Origin of the sequence: Cohnella rhizoplanae (genome assembly GCF_948329515.1) — a bacterium.
In the GTDB taxonomy this organism is placed as follows: domain Bacteria; phylum Bacillota; class Bacilli; order Paenibacillales; family Paenibacillaceae; genus Cohnella; species Cohnella rhizoplanae.
The window spans coordinates 1-15,830 of the sequence record NZ_CAOJCN010000001.1; the positions used below are offsets into that span (position 1 = coordinate 1).

General features: G+C 62.7%; 15 protein-coding genes and 2 rRNA genes. 8 read left to right on the forward strand and 9 right to left on the reverse strand.

Annotated features, from left to right (window positions below; genetic code table 11):
* Together PQG80_RS00005 and rrf are read left to right on the forward strand one after the other, a co-directional pair.
* Positions 1-85, forward strand: a 23S ribosomal RNA gene (locus tag PQG80_RS00005); the annotation flags it as partial.
* Between the two features lie 138 nt (positions 86-223).
* Positions 224-340 (forward strand): 5S ribosomal RNA (rrf, locus tag PQG80_RS00010).
* Between the two features lie 455 nt (positions 341-795).
* Here the strand turns inward: rrf and PQG80_RS00015 are convergent.
* The gene (locus PQG80_RS00015) at positions 796-954 is read right to left on the reverse strand and encodes a hypothetical protein (protein ID WP_158543922.1); all 159 of its coding nucleotides are present in this window, start codon (positions 952-954) and stop codon (positions 796-798) included.
* Positions 955-1,169: 215 nt separating this feature from the next.
* Between PQG80_RS00015 and PQG80_RS00020 the strand changes: the two genes are divergently transcribed.
* On the forward strand, positions 1,170-2,222 hold the full coding sequence (locus PQG80_RS00020) for an SGNH/GDSL hydrolase family protein (RefSeq protein ID WP_271749060.1): 1,053 nt from the start codon (positions 1,170-1,172) through the stop codon (positions 2,220-2,222).
* Positions 2,223-2,264: 42 nt separating this feature from the next.
* On the opposite strand, the gene fabV is transcribed toward PQG80_RS00020, so the two are convergent.
* From fabV to PQG80_RS00035, 3 genes are all read right to left on the reverse strand, one after another.
* Positions 2,265-3,455 carry an enoyl-ACP reductase FabV gene (gene fabV / locus PQG80_RS00025; RefSeq protein ID WP_271749061.1) on the reverse strand — a complete coding sequence of 397 codons (1,191 nt, stop codon included), beginning with the start codon at positions 3,453-3,455 and terminating at the stop codon, positions 2,265-2,267.
* A 166-nt stretch (positions 3,456-3,621) separates the two neighbouring features.
* A complete protein-coding gene (locus tag PQG80_RS00030; protein WP_271749062.1) occupies positions 3,622-3,732 on the reverse strand; it encodes a sporulation protein YjcZ in 111 nt (36 codons plus the stop codon).
* A 121-nt stretch (positions 3,733-3,853) separates the two neighbouring features.
* Positions 3,854-4,021 (reverse strand): hypothetical protein, encoded by a 168-nt coding sequence (locus PQG80_RS00035; RefSeq protein WP_271749063.1) that lies wholly within the window; start codon positions 4,019-4,021, stop codon positions 3,854-3,856.
* A 126-nt stretch (positions 4,022-4,147) separates the two neighbouring features.
* On the opposite strand from PQG80_RS00035, the gene PQG80_RS00040 reads away from it, so the two are divergent.
* Positions 4,148-5,425, forward strand: a complete 1,278-nt coding sequence (locus PQG80_RS00040) for a M48 family metallopeptidase (protein ID WP_271749064.1) — start codon at positions 4,148-4,150, stop codon at positions 5,423-5,425.
* Positions 5,426-5,451: 26 nt separating this feature from the next.
* Entirely contained in the window at positions 5,452-6,246 is a 795-nt protein-coding gene (locus PQG80_RS00045; protein WP_271749065.1) for a hypothetical protein, read from the forward strand.
* A 44-nt stretch (positions 6,247-6,290) separates the two neighbouring features.
* Here the strand turns inward: PQG80_RS00045 and PQG80_RS00050 are convergent, their stop codons facing one another.
* On the reverse strand, positions 6,291-7,304 hold the full coding sequence (locus PQG80_RS00050; protein WP_271749066.1) for an MsnO8 family LLM class oxidoreductase: 1,014 nt from the start codon (positions 7,302-7,304) through the stop codon (positions 6,291-6,293).
* A 137-nt stretch (positions 7,305-7,441) separates the two neighbouring features.
* Between PQG80_RS00050 and PQG80_RS00055 the strand changes: the two genes are divergently transcribed.
* Both PQG80_RS00055 and PQG80_RS00060 read left to right on the forward strand, forming a co-directional pair.
* Positions 7,442-9,829 (forward strand): glycoside hydrolase family 95 protein, encoded by a 2,388-nt coding sequence (locus PQG80_RS00055; RefSeq protein ID WP_271749067.1) that lies wholly within the window; start codon positions 7,442-7,444, stop codon positions 9,827-9,829.
* 78 nt (positions 9,830-9,907) lie between these two features.
* Positions 9,908-11,110 carry a MalY/PatB family protein gene (locus PQG80_RS00060; protein WP_271749068.1) on the forward strand — a complete coding sequence of 401 codons (1,203 nt, stop codon included), beginning with the start codon at positions 9,908-9,910 and terminating at the stop codon, positions 11,108-11,110.
* Here PQG80_RS00060 and PQG80_RS00065 read toward each other — a convergent pair.
* The 4 genes from PQG80_RS00065 to PQG80_RS00080 all read right to left on the reverse strand — a co-directional run bounded on the left by PQG80_RS00065 (position 11,107) and on the right by PQG80_RS00080 (position 14,517).
* Positions 11,107-11,925, reverse strand: coding sequence for an AraC family transcriptional regulator (locus tag PQG80_RS00065; RefSeq protein ID WP_271749069.1), 819 nt, complete (start codon positions 11,923-11,925; stop codon positions 11,107-11,109). The genes PQG80_RS00060 and PQG80_RS00065 overlap by 4 nt on opposite strands.
* Positions 11,926-12,074: 149 nt before the next feature.
* The gene (locus PQG80_RS00070) at positions 12,075-12,941 is read right to left on the reverse strand and encodes a 1,4-dihydroxy-6-naphtoate synthase (RefSeq protein ID WP_271749070.1); all 867 of its coding nucleotides are present in this window, start codon (positions 12,939-12,941) and stop codon (positions 12,075-12,077) included.
* On the reverse strand, positions 12,938-13,609 hold the full coding sequence (locus tag PQG80_RS00075; protein WP_271749071.1) for a futalosine hydrolase: 672 nt from the start codon (positions 13,607-13,609) through the stop codon (positions 12,938-12,940). Before PQG80_RS00075 ends, PQG80_RS00070 begins: the two co-directional genes overlap by 4 nt.
* Positions 13,610-13,779: 170 nt before the next feature.
* Positions 13,780-14,517, reverse strand: coding sequence for a ThuA domain-containing protein (locus tag PQG80_RS00080; RefSeq protein WP_271749072.1), 738 nt, complete (start codon positions 14,515-14,517; stop codon positions 13,780-13,782).
* A gap of 172 nt (positions 14,518-14,689) precedes the next feature.
* Here PQG80_RS00080 and PQG80_RS00085 point away from each other — a divergent pair, with 172 nt between their 5' ends.
* Positions 14,690-15,589: an AraC family transcriptional regulator gene (locus PQG80_RS00085; RefSeq protein ID WP_271749073.1), complete on the forward strand. Its 900-nt coding sequence runs from the start codon at positions 14,690-14,692 to the stop codon at positions 15,587-15,589.
* Positions 15,590-15,830 lie beyond the last annotated feature (241 nt).

A 15,830-nucleotide genomic window follows, 5' to 3' on the forward strand; every position in this document is an offset into this window, starting at 1 on the left:
GGAGAACACGAGGTTGATAGGCTCGGGGTGTAAGCTCAGTAATGGGTGTAGCTGACGAGTACTAATCGGTCGAGGGCTTATCCTACGGTTTGCTTACGAAGCAGACCAAACGGCAAGCCGCACAGGCAATGAGAATTTTTAGCGCATATGCGTTTCGCATCCGGTTTTCAGGGCGCAAGCTCTGTGAAGCTGCACGTTGTGACGACTTCGGTCGCACGATAGGTCTGGTGGTAATGGCGGAGGGGTCCCACGCGTACCCATCTCGAACACGACCGTTAAGCCCTCCAGCGCCAATGGTACTCGGACCGCAGGGTCCCGGGAGAGTAGGACGCCGCCAGGCCGATAAGCAGCACAAGAGAACCACCTTCTTCGGAGGGTGGTTCTTTTTGTTGTGTGCGGAAGATGGATGAGGTTTGGAAATTGTTGCGGATGTTGCGAGACGCTGTTTGATTGTGCTGCAAACGGTCGATGCGGCAGCAACGCGTGCTGAGGTATGAGGAGCGCGTAAGGTCACGGACACAGGAGCCGTTATTTGGGCCGGGACCTCCTATTACGCTAAGTTTGTGGACCGGAGAGACGCTATGGATCCCACAGAGGGCGGAAATGACCTCACAATCCGCAGATAGCGGATTGAGGGTCCATGTGTTAACGTGTAATGCCAATTAATCGAAAATAGCGGAACCAGGATCCGGGTAAAAGAAAAACCAGCGTTTAGCCGCTTAGGAGGAGGATCCCTATTTCTAAATGGAAAAGCCGCCAGCATGTTGCCTGGCGGCGTCTTCTAAGTAGGCTTGGTTATAACGCGTTTCTGCGACCGCGGGAGAGAAGAACGAGACCGATGATAAGGACGATCAACCCGATGCCGCCGAAAGACCAGACGAATTCTACTGCCGCTTTGGCCAGCCACAGGACGATGGCTACGATAACCGCGAGGATTCCAAGTACGAGTACCATTGTGATGACCTCCATATCGTTGGGATATCTTCTATTACCCAATATGGAGAGTTTAAACAAAGGACTGATATAAAAAATATTGTATTTACGCCCGACGCTGATAAAATGACGTGGTGAAGCTAAAATTAAAGGGAGCGATACCGTTGAATGCAGGGAGCGAAACAAGGCAGGATGTCGTCCACATCCGCGGACCGCTTGCGAATACGAGGCGCAAGTTGGCTGCAGGAAAGTTGACGGTCGGTTATATCGGCGGATCGATTACGGACGGCAGGCCCGCGCATAATTGGCCGGAGCCGGTGACGCGTTGGCTGACGGCGAATTACCCTGGCGTGCGCATCGTCGTCGAGAACGCGGGAATCGGCGCTACAGGAAGCGATCTGGCGGCTTTTAGAGCCAAGCGCGACCTGATCGACAGAGGCTGCGACCTTGTCTTCGTGGAGTTCGCTGTCAACGACAACAGTACGCCGACAGAACGACGCCAAAAAACGCGCGAAGGGCTGCTTAGACAGCTGCTGTCCGGAGATGCCATGGATGTAGTACTAGTATATACATACTGCCAGGATATGTACGGGCCGATGAGCGAGGGACGTATGCCGCCGAGCATTGCCGAGTTTGAAGCGCTGGCCGAGCATTACGAGCTGAGCTCGGTATGGATGGGCCTGCATGCGTTCAACGAAGTAAAGGCCGGCCTGCTACGTTGGGAGGAGTGGCTGCCGGACGGCCTTCATCCGACTGAGCGCGGCAGTTACAGCTATGGCAGCAGCGTAATTGGGTTCCTCCAGGCCGCATTGGCCGGCTCGATGGACGCAGACGACGCTAACGGCGGCGGAACTCGTCTTACCCGCCCGCAGCCGCTGGATACCGGCAATTGGGAGCGCGTCGGGTTTGTCCCGTTCGATGACGTCAGAACGGAGGGACCCTGGACCGTTCGCCGATGGGTCACGCTGGAATGGATCGATCGCGCGCTGTCGACGTCGGCGGTGGGAGCGAAGCTTTACTTTAAATTCGAAGGGCGGGGGTTGGCGCTGGCATTCGACTTCGGCAAGCTGTCGGCCGAGTGCCGGTACCGCATCGATGGAGGAGATTGGCAGGCCACTTCCCGCGAGAGGCCGTCCTGGTGCGGGCCGCAGGGCTGGCTGAAGCTGGAGACGCTGGCCGACGATCTGCCTCAAGGCTCGCATGAGGTCGAACTGGAAGTCATCCACGGCGACAAGCCGGATTGCGGAGGAACGCGATTCGACCTCGCGTTTATCGGTATCCTGATCTAGCGCATGAGAAAGGGAGCACCCTCACGGGGCTCCCTTTCATCATTAGCGCAGGTTCGCAATCCCTACGTCCGGCTCTGCCTCAGCCTCGTAGTCCACGGCGCCGGTCTCGAATCCGAACAGCTGGAAAAATTCCTTGCGGTACCCTTCCAGATCGGACAGCGCGTATACGTTCTCGGTCGTCAATTCCGCCCAGAGCTTCTCGACTTCGGACTGAATGTCGGGACGCATCTCCCAATCGTCGATCCGTATCCGCCCCTTGTCGTCCACCGCCGTCTCGCCGCCTCCGTACAGGCGCTCCGAGAAGAGCCGGTACATTTGCTCGATGCAGCCCTCATGAAGCTCTTTTTCCTTCATTACCTTGTAAAGCACGGAGATGTAGAGCGGCACCACAGGAATCGCGGAGCTCGATTGGGTGACCAGCGCTTTATTCACGGAAACGAACGCGCAACCGCCCGAAACGGCCAGTCGGTCGTTCAGGCGCAGGCCCGTCGACTCGAGATGTTCCTTGGCTCGTCCGATCGTTCCTTCGCGGTAGACCGCATGCGTAATCTCCGGCCCGATATAAGTATAGGCGACCGTCGTCGCGTCGTCTGCCAGCACGCCGGCTTCGCGCAGCGCGTCGATCCACATTTCCCAGTCTTCTCCGCCCATGACGGCGACCGTCTGGCGGACTTCGTCCTCGGTGGCGGGCTCGATGGAAGCCAGGGTGACTTCGCCGGTGTGGAAGTTGACGGTCTTGTTCGTGTACGTGCCGCCGAGCGGCTTGATGACGGAAGAGAACGTCTCCCCGGTCTTCGGATGCGTCCGGCGCGGAGAGGCGACGCTGTAGACGACGAGGTCCACCTGGCCCAGCTCCTCGCGGATCGTAGCGATCGTCTTATCCTTGATCTCGTCCGAGAAGGCGTCGCCGACGATGCTGAACGACTTGATGCCGGCTTCCTGCGCGGCGGCTTCGAATGCGGCCGAGTTGTACCATCCGGCCGAGGCCGTGCGAGCGCCTTCCGCCGCTTTGTCGAAGTAGACGCCGATCGTGTTCGCGCCGGCGCCGAAGGCCGCCACGATCCGGGAGGCGAGGCCGTAGCCGGTCGACGCGCCGATGACAAGCGCATTGCGCGGCCCTTTGACGGCCGGCTTGCCTTTGACATATTCCACTTGACGCTGAACCTGGATGGCGCAGCCGTCCGGATGCGCGGTCGTGCAGATAAAGCCGCGTGTTTTCGGTTGGATGATCATGGGTTCGCATTTTCCTTTACCAGATAGAGTATGAGGACTGTACAAGCTGGCCTGACCTTCCTATTGTACCTAATTAGGGCATGGGATGGGAAGGAGCGGGTACAGCAAAAACGGCCCCGACTCAGGGAGCATTCCCTGGTCAAGGCCGCGTTCGTAATGGATTTAATTAAAAGAAGCCGACTCTCAGAATAATGACCAACAGTACGAACAGCACCAGCGCAAATGCCGCACCGCTGCCGTAGCCGCCGCCTGCTCCGCCTTCAACTCCGTATCCCATCGCTATCACCACCGTTGCCGAAGTAGATTGCTCATTGCTCAGACAGTGTATGTAGCGAACCGGGAATGGACTATGCTATAGCCCATCTGGCCTGAATTAGCGTTCGGCGGCATCGGCCGCTTCACTTTCTCTTCGCCGCGCGCACCCGTTTCCAGCCGAAGGCGGCCAGCGCGATGCCAACCGCAACGAGGATTGCGCCGACGTAGGGATTGAGAAACAGAAGGTCTGCCACGCCGAATATGACAATGAGCAGTCCGAAAATAACGAATTGCAACGGATGCGTCTGCATGAGTGAACCTCCCGTTAAGAACGATAATGTCGACGATGATACGATCATAGGCGGGATAAGCTTTTTTTGCAATTGTTTCCGCCAGCTTTTATGATGAAGGAAATGAACGGGACAAGGAGCTTCGTCATGTCAACCTTCTCCAGGCTCCGGCGGTACGGTTTGACCTTGGCCGGCTGCGCGGCGCTCGTCGCGCTCTATGTTTGGTACACGTCGCCCAATGAAGTGCCGGCATCGTACGTCGGCACGCCCGCGGACCCGGCGACGTACTTCACGGTGGACCAGCTTCGAGACAGCGCGGCGCTGAACGCCATTCGCAACGGCATCTTTTTCATGAGCTGGCCCTGGCAGTGGGCGATTTATTTGTTCTTGCTCGCCGGCGGGTGGACGAGGGCCTGGAAAAGGCGGATCGAAGAGAGCGCGCTGCCGAGGCTGACTCGCCTGCCCGTCTATGTCCTGCTCGTGTATGCAGTCTCGACCGCGCTGTATTTGCCGCTCAAGATCGCCAGCTTCTGGGTTTCGCGCAGCTACAATATCTCCACGCAGGCGCCGGGCGGCTGGCTGGAGGACCGCGGGCTCGATTTTGCCATCGGCTATGCGACGCTGCTGCTCGTTTTCGCCGTGTCTCGTTGGATTATCTCGCGGGGCGGCCGGTGGTGGCTGAGGCTATGGCTCGTCTCGGTGCCGTTCACGCTGTTCATGATGTACGTCCAGCCCGTCGTGATCGACCCCCTCTACAACCGGTTCGACGAGCTGTCCGATCCCGCGCTCGAATCCGCGATCGTGGATCTCGCGCAGCGTGCCAATATTCCTGCCGAGCGCGTGTACGAAGTGCATATGTCGGGGAAAACGAACGCGATCAACGCCTACGTATCGGGGATCGGCGGCTCACTTCGCATCGTGCTGTGGGATACGGCGCTCGCGAAACTGGACCGGCCGGAGATCCTGCAGATCATGGCTCATGAGATGGGCCACTACGTCAAGCATCATCTGGAATGGAGCGCGATCGGCGCGATCGGCAGCTCGCTGGCGCTGCTATGGCTCGGGGGAGGGATCTATCGGATCGTCGTGCGCACCAAAGGCAGGGAGTGGGGGATCGGCAGTCTCTCCGACCTGTCTGCGCTGCCGCTCCTCCTCCTGCTGCTCTCCGTGCTGAACTTCGCCGCGCTGCCTATATCGAATGCCGTGTCCAGACAGGCCGAAGGGGCCGCCGACCGCTACGCGCTGGCAGTGCTCGGCACCGCCGACGGCGCGGTCTCCATGCATCAGCAGCTGTCGGTCGCGACCTTGAGCGACGTGAACCCGCCGCTGCTCGTCAAGTGGCTTCGTTCGACGCATCCGAGCGACATGGCGCGGATCGCCGAAGCTGAGCGCTATGCCAGAGCCCATGAGGCGGCCGCGCCGTGAAGCCGCGGCAGGGTAGGAAGGGTCGATTGCCGGCAGCGGATCCGCGTCTGGTCCGCTTGTGCGTACTGAACGGCGTTCGCAGCGCGCCGCGCTTTATGGAACGCCTGAAGGATACGCTCTCGGGCATACTGGAGGCCCAGGGACTTAACGTTAGAGCGCGCGTGCTGTTCCCCTACGACGATTGGCATCGACGATTGCTGCCTCAGTTGCGGGAGGCGCGCTACGATATCATGCTTCCCTACCGCAAGTACGGCCGTTCGATCGGGGGCATGAAGACGATAGCCGCGCTCGAAGCGGATCGTGCAGAAGGGACGAGAGGGCGGGAGATCGCCGTATTCGTCGGACATAGCGCGGGCGGCGTGGCCGCGGTTCATGCAGCCGGCCTGCTGCTCGCGCGGGAGGGCGGCCCTCCGAGTCCGGTCGTCATGATCGGATCGCCCAAGTGCAGGATACCCCAAGCCCTAAGGGATTCCGTGTTGTATGTGCAGGCAGAGCGGATGAAGCCTCCGAGCATAGAGAGGGAGCCGGACCGGCCGGAACGCGCTTATGACGCGCCGGGCGGCAGGACCTCCGACCCCGTCTGCCGCATCGGCTCGTTCGGCGGATGGTCGAGGGACGCCGGCCGGCTGCTGCCGGGCTGGCGCGCCGATCGGCACGCGCCGGGCGCGCGCGCGGCTGTCCGTATCGTCGGCGGTCATGCCGATTATTTCCGCGAAGGGGCGATCCATGCGAAGCCTGACGGCAGGACGAATATGGAGGAGACGATCGCCACCATCCTGCCATGGCTGAACGAGCAGCTGGCGGAGCGCCTCGAACGCTAGCAGCCGCAGGCGTCCAGGATCAGCTCGTAGGAGCGCCTAGGACGCTATCTGCCGCAAGCTTCCATGATCAGCTCGTAGGAGCGTACCCGGTCGACAAAGTCGTGGGCGTACGAGACGATCATCAGCTCGTCGGCGCCAAACGTTCGCTGCAGGCGGATAAGACGATCGCGCACGCTTGCGGGATCGCCGACGATCATGGCGTCGTCCTCGTCCGGCGCGGGCGGATCGTCTGCTTTCGCTTCCGCGAGCAGGCGATCCGCTTCGCCCGTCGCAGGGATCCCGTCGCCTCCCTGGCCCATGCCTGCGAGTATGCGCCAGGCTCTGACGCCGCGCGCGATCTCCTCGGCCTTAGCCAGCGTATCGGCGCACACGGCCGATACGGCCAACACCACGTAAGGCTCTCGGCCACGCGTCCCGTCAAATCCGTCGCGATAAGCGGCGACCGCTCCCTTCGTATTCTCCCGGTTCATAAAATGCCCGTAGGCGTAACCCGTCCCGTGCGCAGCCGCCAGGCTAGCGCTTTTGACGCTCGTGCCGAGCACCCAAGGCACAGGCCGGTCGCCTCGCGCCCCCAGCGCCGGCGCCTTCGTCCGTACGGCTGGCTCCGCGCCGGGTATGCCGGGCTCCTCGCCGTCCAGGTACCGGACGAGCTCGGCGAAGTCGGCCGGCATGCGGAGCGCCCGTTCGAGATAGTTGTCCGATAGCGCCATGGACATCTCTGCCGGGCCGCCGGGCGAGCGGGCCACGCCGAGATCGATGCGCCCCGGGAACAGGGAGGCCAGGAGCCTGAACGTCTCCGCGACCTTGTAAGGCTTGTAATAAGGCAGCAATATCGCCCCCGCGCCAAGAGTGATACGCGATGTCGCCCAGCCGATCATGCCCAGCATGACCTCCGGCGTCGAGCAGGCGAGTCCGCCTAGCCCGTGGTGCTCGGCCAGCCAATACCGCGCATAACCCAGCCGCTCTCCCGCCTGCGCCAGCGCCACCGCCGCGCGAAGCGCCTCCGCGGGGCTGCTTCCGCCGACGATCGGAGCTTGATCCAGTATGCTGAGTCTCATGTACGACCCTCCGATCTATCCCATCAGTATACCGCATGCCCGTGAAAAAGGCGTTCACATTCCCGAGCCCTTCTGATAGCATTGAAAGTATTCGTCCGCTCGCGCGGGCAAGCAGCACTGGGAAGCGGGGAAAAACGATGACATTCACGACACAGAGCGGTACGCGGAAATTGTGGTACGAAAAGCCGGCGCAGGAGTGGAACGAGGCGTTGCCCGTCGGCAACGGGCGCATCGGCGCGATGGTGTTCGGGGATCCGCGGCGAGAGCTGATGATGCTGAACGAAGATACGTTATGGTCGGGCGAACCCGCAGACACGAACAATCACGAAGCGCTGCCCTATCTGGCGCGTTGTCGAGAGCTCATCGCGGCAGGCAAGTATTGGGAGGCGCAGGAGCTCGCGGAGGCCCATATGCTGGGCGCCGACACCGAGGCCTACCAACCGCTCGGCAATCTGCGGATCGATATGGAAGCGGACGGGACGCAAACTTCGCCTAAGCGGTATATCCGGCATCTGGATCTCGAACGCGCCTTGCATACCGTTACCTATGAGGAGGACGGCGTACGCTTCTCGCGCGAGACGTTCGTCTCCGCGCCCGATCAGGTGATCGCGGTGCGGCTGACCGCGGGACGGCCTGGCGAGCTCGGCTTCACGGCTTCGCTCGAGAGCCCGCATCCGGCGGATCGCGACGCGGACGCGACCGGCGCGACGATCCGGGGCCGGGCGCCGGTCTCGATCGATCCGGCCGTGGCCTATGCGCCCGGGCGCGGCACCGCGTTCGCGGCGGCGATCCGGATCGTAGACACGGACGGCGTTGTAGAGGCGACGGGCGACGGCGCGCTGCGCGTGTCAGGCGCCTCACGGGCGACGCTGCTGCTCTGCACGGCGACGAGCTTCGCGGGTCACGACCGCGATCCCGCTGCGGGACCGGACCCGGCCGAGCGCTGCAGGCAGGATCTCGATGACGCGGCGGGAGTAGCCTACGACGTCCTGCTCGAGCGGCATGTCAGCGAATACCGAGCGTATTTTGACCGCACGGACCTTCGGTTAGGCGCGGAGAACGGAGGATCCGAAGCCTCTGAGACAGCGGAGCTTCCGACGGACGAGCGCTTGCGCAGAGCGGCAGACGGAGCGGAGGACGCCGGGCTCGCGGTACTCTATTTCCAGTATGCCAAGTACCTGCTCATCTCGAGCTCCCGCCCGGGCACGCAGGCCGCCAACCTGCAGGGCATCTGGAATCATCATCTGACGCCGCCGTGGCGCAGCAATTATACGATCAACATCAATACGCAGATGAACTACTGGCCTGCCGAGGTTCTGGGATTGCGCGAGCTGACGGAGCCGCTGTTGGAACTCATCGGGGAGCTCGCCGCCAGCGGCCGAGAGACCGCTCGGATCCACTACGGCGCGAGAGGCTGGACATCGCATCACAACACCGATATCTGGCGCCGGGCGAATCCCGTGACGGGCTCGGCCAGCTGGGCGCTGTGGCCGACGAGCGCAGGCTGGCTGTGCCGCCACCTGTGGGAGCGGTACCTGTACGGCGGCGACCGGACCGAGCTTGCCGAGCGGTCGTATCCGATCATGAAGGAAGCGGCGCGGTTCGCGCTCGATTGGCTGGTGCCGGACGAAGAGGGACGGCTCGTCACCTCTCCCGCTTCTTCGCCCGAGAACCTTTTTCTCGACGATCAAGGGCGCAAGTGCGCGCTGAGCGCCGGGACGACGATGGACCTGTCCATATTATCCGAGCTGCTGCAGAGCGTGCTGGACGCGAGCCTCGCGCTCGGCGCGGACGAAGCGTGGCGGCCGGAGCTCGAGGACGCGATCTCCCGCATCGAGCCGCATCGGATCGGCTCCAAGGGCCAGCTGCTCGAATGGTCGCGCGAGTTCGAAGAGGAGTCGCCGGGCCACCGTCATTTCTCGCATCTGTACGGCATGTATCCGGGCGAACAGATCGATCTGCACGGGACGCCCAAGCTCGCCGGAGCGGTGCGCCGCAGTCTGGAGCTGCGCCTCGCCGCAGGCAGCGGGCACACCGGCTGGAGCTGCGCCTGGCTCGTGAACCTGTGGGCGCGGCTGGGCGACGGAGAAGAGGCGCACCGCTACGTCGTCCAGCTTCTGTCCAAGTCCACGTATCCCAATCTGCTCGACGCTCACCCGCCTTTTCAGATCGACGGCAACTTCGGCGGCGCCGCGGGCATTGCGGAGATGCTGCTGCAGAGCCACGCGGGCGAGCTCAGGCTGCTGCCGGCGCTGCCCGCGGCTTGGCCGGAGGGATCCGCGCGCGGGCTCCGGGCGAGGGGCGGCTACCAGGTCGACCTGCGGTGGAGCGGCGGCGACTGGACCGAGGTTACGATCCTTGCGGATCGGGACGGTCACTGCGTCGTTCGGACGGCCGGCAACGCGGTATCGGTTACGGACGGCGGAGGACGGGACGTGCCCGTCGAGACCGCTGGCGGCAGAATCATCTTCCTCTCCGTCGCGGGAGAAGTTTACAAGCTGCGCCGCATGGCCGGGAGCCGTTAATTTCATGCCTGAATCCGACTCGATTTATGCGTAAATCATGTGAAATCATATGACATTTTAGTCTAGGGGGACAACACGATGAACAGATTCGACAAAATCGTCGAGCTTCGCCGACCGGATTCTCTGAAGTGGGCCGCGGCCGATCGATTTTTTAAGGGCGAGGATCTGCTGCCGCTATGGGTGGCGGACATGGACTTCGAAGCGCCCGAAGCGGTGCGGGAGGCGCTGCGGCGCAGAGTGGACGCCGGGCTGTTCACCTATGCGGAGCTGCCGGCCTCGTTGTTCGAAGCGGTCGCGGACTGGCTGGGCAGAAGGTTGCAGTGGCAGGTCGGCCAGTCGGACGTATTGTTCGCTCCCGGCGTCGTCACGCTGCTCAAGGCAGCCGTGTGCGCTTACTCCCAGCCGGGGGACAGCGTCATCATCCAGCCGCCGGTATATGGTCCGTTCGCCGATGCGGTGACGGGGCAGGGGCGCGAGCTCGTGCTCAACCCGCTGAAAATCGAACAGGGCCGCTACGGGATGGATCTGGCCGACCTCGAGTCCAAGCTCCGGCTGACCGGCGCGAAGCTGCTGCTGTTATGCAGTCCGCACAATCCGGCCGGCCGCGTCTGGAGCATCGAGGAGCTTGAGGGACTCGCCGCGCTCTGCCGGACGTACGGCGTCACGGTCGCGTCGGACGAGATTCATGCGGATCTCATCCTGAAGGGCGCGCATACGCCGCTCGCTTCGCTGCCGGGCATGGCGGAGCGCGCCGTGACCTTCATCGCGCCGAGCAAGACGTTTAATCTAGCGGGATTGCACACTTCGTTCGCAATCGCGACCGACGAGACGCTTCGCGCGGCTTTGAACGACGCCCTGGGCCACCGGGATCCGAACCCGCTGTCCATCGCGGCGGCCGAGGCGGCTTATCGCGATGGGGAAGAATGGCTGGAGGCTTGTCTGGAATACTTGCGAGGCAATACGGCGTTCGCCGCAGCCTATCTGACGGAAAAGCTGCCGCAGGCGGTGGTGTACGTGCCGGAAGCGACCTATCTGATGTGGGTCGACCTTCGTCCGCTTGGGCTAAGCAAGGAGGAGGTCGGCCGCCGGCTCGTGGAGGGGCGCGTCGCGGTCAGCGGCGGCAGCGCGTTCGTCAGCGAAGGGGAAGGCCGCATCCGGATCAATCTGGCGACCCGGCGCGCGCTGCTTGAAGACGGCCTCGGCCGGATCGTCACAGCGCTGGGTGGCTCTGAAGCTCGCGTTGAAGCGCAAGCGAACGGCGAAGAGGGCGCAGGAGCCTAAGGCTCCTCGCCGCTCCAGCTTGCCCGCCGGATCTCGGAAGGCGTACGCCCCGTGAACTGCTTGAGCGTCCGCGAGAAATGGTGGGGCGTCTTAAAGCCGCATTGCCGGGCGATCTCCGCCGCAGGCAGCCCCGTGTGCTCCAGCAGCTCTACGGCCCGTTCGGTCCGGTATCGCCATACGTAATGGATGGGCGTCTCGCGCTCGTGCTTGTTGAAGAGACGCACGAGATGCTCGGGCGTGACGCCGGCTTCCCAGGCGAGGTCGTTCAGCTTAATCTCCCGGGCGTAGTGCGATCGGATCCATGACAATGCCCGTTCTACGACGGGGGACGCGGGCGTCGAGCAGCCTCCCTCGCACGACGTGTCCTCCGCGTTGGGCTGCAGCCTGAGCACGGCCGCGCCGAGGCTTCGCATGATGGGCCCGTCGCTGGGCAGCTCGTTCTGCACGGTCAGGATCAGCTCGACCAGCTTGTTCATCTCCGGCGATACGGGCCATACGCCGGGCGGATCTTCCGCTTCGCCGCCGGGGAGCGACTGCCGGTCGATCTGGACGGCGACCCAGTTGTGCCGCGTCACGTCGTTCCCGGTTATATCGAAGGACTCCACATGTCCCGGTTTCAACAAGATTGCTTGTCCCGCCTTCACCTTCTGCGGCGCGCCGTCGATGGTCACGCGCATCTCGCCCTCGTCCAGCAGCAACAGTTCAAAGTCGCGCTGCCGACGCGGCCCGAACCGCCCTCCCGAAGCATAAGTGGCCGAACCGGCGACCGCCGACTTGACCGCTTCGAAGGGAACTTGCGACCTGCTTGAAACCACTCGCATAACCTCCAGTGGCTGCGCTGGGCAGCCTGCTTCGCTGTTTAGTACATACACGCCAGACGGCCTTGTGAATCGCCGCCACGCGCAAAAAAACGGCCGCGCCGTCCTCTTGGGGACAGCGCGGCCGTTTGGCGCGGCAAGGCAGTTCAGACGGCGTTCAAGCCGCTGCGCAGCTTGAGCGAGGCGACGCGCTCCTCCGGCACCAGGCCTTCGGCCGCGGCACGCCCCAGGAGCGCTTCGACGGCCGCGAAGCCGTCCGCGCCCAGGTCGCGGGTGAAGCCGTTCACGTACAGGTCGATATGCGACTTGGCGACCTCGGGCGAGAGCTCCTGCGAATGGGACATGACGTATTCCCGCGACGCGTCCGGATTCGCCCAGGCATAATCGACGGAAGCGCGGATCCAGCCCGCGATCGCTTCGAGATCGAGCGAGCGCCTCGCGACGATGGCGCCGAGCGGGATCGGGAGGCCGGTGTCTTGCTCCCACCAACTGCCCAGATCCTGGAGCATCGAGAGCCCGTACTGCGGGTAAGTGAAGCGGGCTTCGTGAATGACGAGACCCGCGTCGATCTCGCCGCGCTGCACGGCAGGCATGATCTGATGGAACGGCATCACCAGGATGCGGCCGACGCCGCCCGGAACGTTCTGCGCCGCCCAGAGGCGGAACAGCAGATAGGCGGTGGAGCGCTCGCTCGGGACGGCGACCGTCTTGCCGGTCAAGAGCGACGGATCGGGCGTGCCATCCGTCCGGCCGCCCGCGGTCAGGACGAGCGGCCCGCATCCGCGGCCGAGCGCCCCGCCGCACGGTAGCAGCGCGTAGTCGGGATGCGTCCAAGGGAGCGCGGCATAGGAGATCTTCATGACCTCCGGGCCCGTCAATCCTTCGGACAATCCATTGGTAATATCGATATCGGCATACGTCACGTCAAGACGCGGCGCGCCCGGAATCAAGCCCGCGGTCCACGCATGGAAGACGAACGTATCGTTCGGACATGGCGAAAAAGCGATTTTCATTCGAATACGACCTCCTTCAATATGGCGAACGCCGCCGACAGCGCCGACAGCGCGTCGCCGATGCGCCAGGCTTCGCGATCGCGCGGCCCGACCGCGTTCGAGATCGCGCGCAGCTCGAGATAGGGCTTGTCCGCGTGCGCGGCGGCCTGCGCCACGCCGAAGCCCTCCATGCCCTCGGCGACGGCGCCTGGCACTCTGGCCGCCCGCTCGGCGGCCGTGTCGGCGGTGCCGGTGGCCGTCGACGCGGTCACGATCGGGCCGCTGACCGCGACCAGCCCGGCCTCGGCAAGCGCCTGCAGCAGCGACTCGGCGAGCGCTGCGTCAGCCGCGATACGCGAGGCGCCGAACCCGAGCGCGTCGACGGAGGCAAAGCCGTCCGCCGTCTCGACGCCCAGATCCGCCGCTGCGGCCAGGGTGCCTACCGCGAGCGTCCCGACCGGCGCAAGCTCGGGGTAGCCGCCGGCGATGCCGGCGCTGACGACGAGCGACCACCGGCCGGCGGCCTCAGCCAGCGCGGCGGCCGTGCGCGCAGCCGCGCTGGCGGGGCCGACCCCGCAGAGCCGGACCTCGAACCGATCGTCGCCGTCCAGCCCCCGCAGCACGGCGTCCCGCTCCGCGTCCACCGCGGTCATGATCAGGACGCGGGCGTTCTCTTTCAATTTAGGCAATCTCTTCATCTCCATTTCGTCCCATCGAGAACATGTCCCGTCACGGAGGCATCTCCCTATTCTACATCAGTTGCCGCACAGGGTGAAGGACCCTAGACGACGCTTGTCGCGGAACGAAACACGGCAGCCCCCTCCGAGAATGCGGAGAGGGCTGCCGACGATCGTCTATGTCACTGCTTGGGCTTGATGACTTCAAGCGGTTTGTGGTTGCCGTACTTCGGATATTCGCGCGTCGACGGCGCGGCCCACTTGGCCGCATTGCTCAGCACGCGGCGTACTTGCTCGTTGTAATAGGTCGGGTAGGTCTCGTGACCCGGGCGGAAATAGAAAATCTTGCCCTGGCCGCGGTGGAACGTGCAGCCGCTGCGGAAGATCTCGCCGCCTTCGAACCAGCTCACCATGACCAGCTCGTCCGGCGCCGGGATGTCGAAGTGCTCGCCGTACATTTCCTCCGCCTCGAGGTCGATGTACTCGCCGATGCCTTCAGCGATCGGATGATTCGGCGCCACGACCCAGATGCGTTCCTTCTCGTCCGCTTCGCGCCATTTGAGATCGCAGGACGTGCCCGTCAGCTTCTTGAAGATCTTGGAGAAGTGTCCCGAGTGCAGCACGATGAGTCCCATGCCGCGAAGCACGCGGTCGTGCACGCGATTGACGATCTCGTCCTTGACGTCGCCGTGCGCCATATGTCCCCACCAGAACAGCACGTCGGTCTCGCTGAGGACTTGCTCGGAGAGGCCGTGCTCCTCGTCGTCGTCGAGCGTCGCGTAGCGGACTTCGAAGTCGTCCGTGCCGAGCCCTTGACCGATGGCGGCATGGATGCCTTCCGGATAGACGGCGCGTACTTTTTCGTTCGTTTTTTCGTGGCGGTTTTCGTTCCAGACCGTGACGCGCAGGCGTTGTGCCATGAGATAATGCCTCCCGAATAGTGATTTGCTTGTATATGCTTTCTTGTTATCAGTATAGACAATCGGGACGGGCGGGAATATGCCCGATCTTAATTCATTTATATTCAAAAGTGTTATACTGCATAGGGAAGCTATGATAATGAAGCTACTATATAGAAGGTGAATGAAATCCATGCCGAACGCCATGGACGCGCATGCGGAAGCGGTGAATGAAAAAGTCGTATACCAGAACCCGCTGCTCTTTCTCAAGGTATGGGAGCTGCAAGGCGCCGAGCGGGTGCGCCGGGCGACCGACGCCTGGAATTGGCATTACCATAAGGAAGTGGAGTTTCTGGCGATCATCGAGGGCGGGCTCGAGGTCCAGACGATGACGTCGCTGACGACGCTCGGCCCGGGCGACGTGATGGTGATCGGCTCCTCCCGTCCGCACAGGACATGGGGCGCGAACGGCGAATCCGTGCGTTATATCGTTTTTCAGGTGGATCTGGCCCGGCACTTCGACCAGAGCATACTGCCTTATCTGCATCATTTCTCGGAGCTGACGGGTCCGCTCGACGAACTGAATTACATATTCGAGGCAAGCGCGGACGCGAGGAACGAGGCCCATGCGCTGATCGCCGACATCTACGAAGAGACGTACCGGGCCCGCGTCGGCTACGAGATCGCGGTCAGCGCATCGATCAAGCGATTGCTGCTGCTGATGCTTAGAGGCGACGAACGCGGCATACTGCGGGGCACGGAGGAGGCGGGCATCGCGCGAATGAGGCCGGTGCTGGATTACGTGGACAGCCGCCTCGGCGAACGCATCGCCGTAGACGACGTACGGCAACTGCTCGGCATGAGCTATCATCACTTCATTAAGACCTTTAAGCGGACGATGGGCATCCCGTTCGTCGACTACGTCAATTACAACCGGATTAAAAAGGCGGAACGGCTCCTGCTCACGACCGACCTCAGCATCATGGAGGTCAGCTTCGAAGTCGGCATCTGGAACATGGCTCAATTCTACAAGCTGTTCAAGCGGCACAACCAGCATTCGCCCAAGGAATTCAGGCAGCGCATGCGCAATTGACGCCGAAAATTCAAAATCCATCCCTTGACAAATCGAACAAGGTCACCCCTATATCTAGTGCGGGCGGGCCGGCGGCAAGCGTCGCCCGTCCGCCTTCTTTTTTTTGAATCGGCTCCAATCGACCGGGGCCCTTACGGGACGCGGGTTTTGCGAATTCCTGCACGACCGGGAGAAATTTTTGGACGCTCCATGGATTGACAGGCACAACATATTGATATAAATTTATAAATGTCCTCAACAT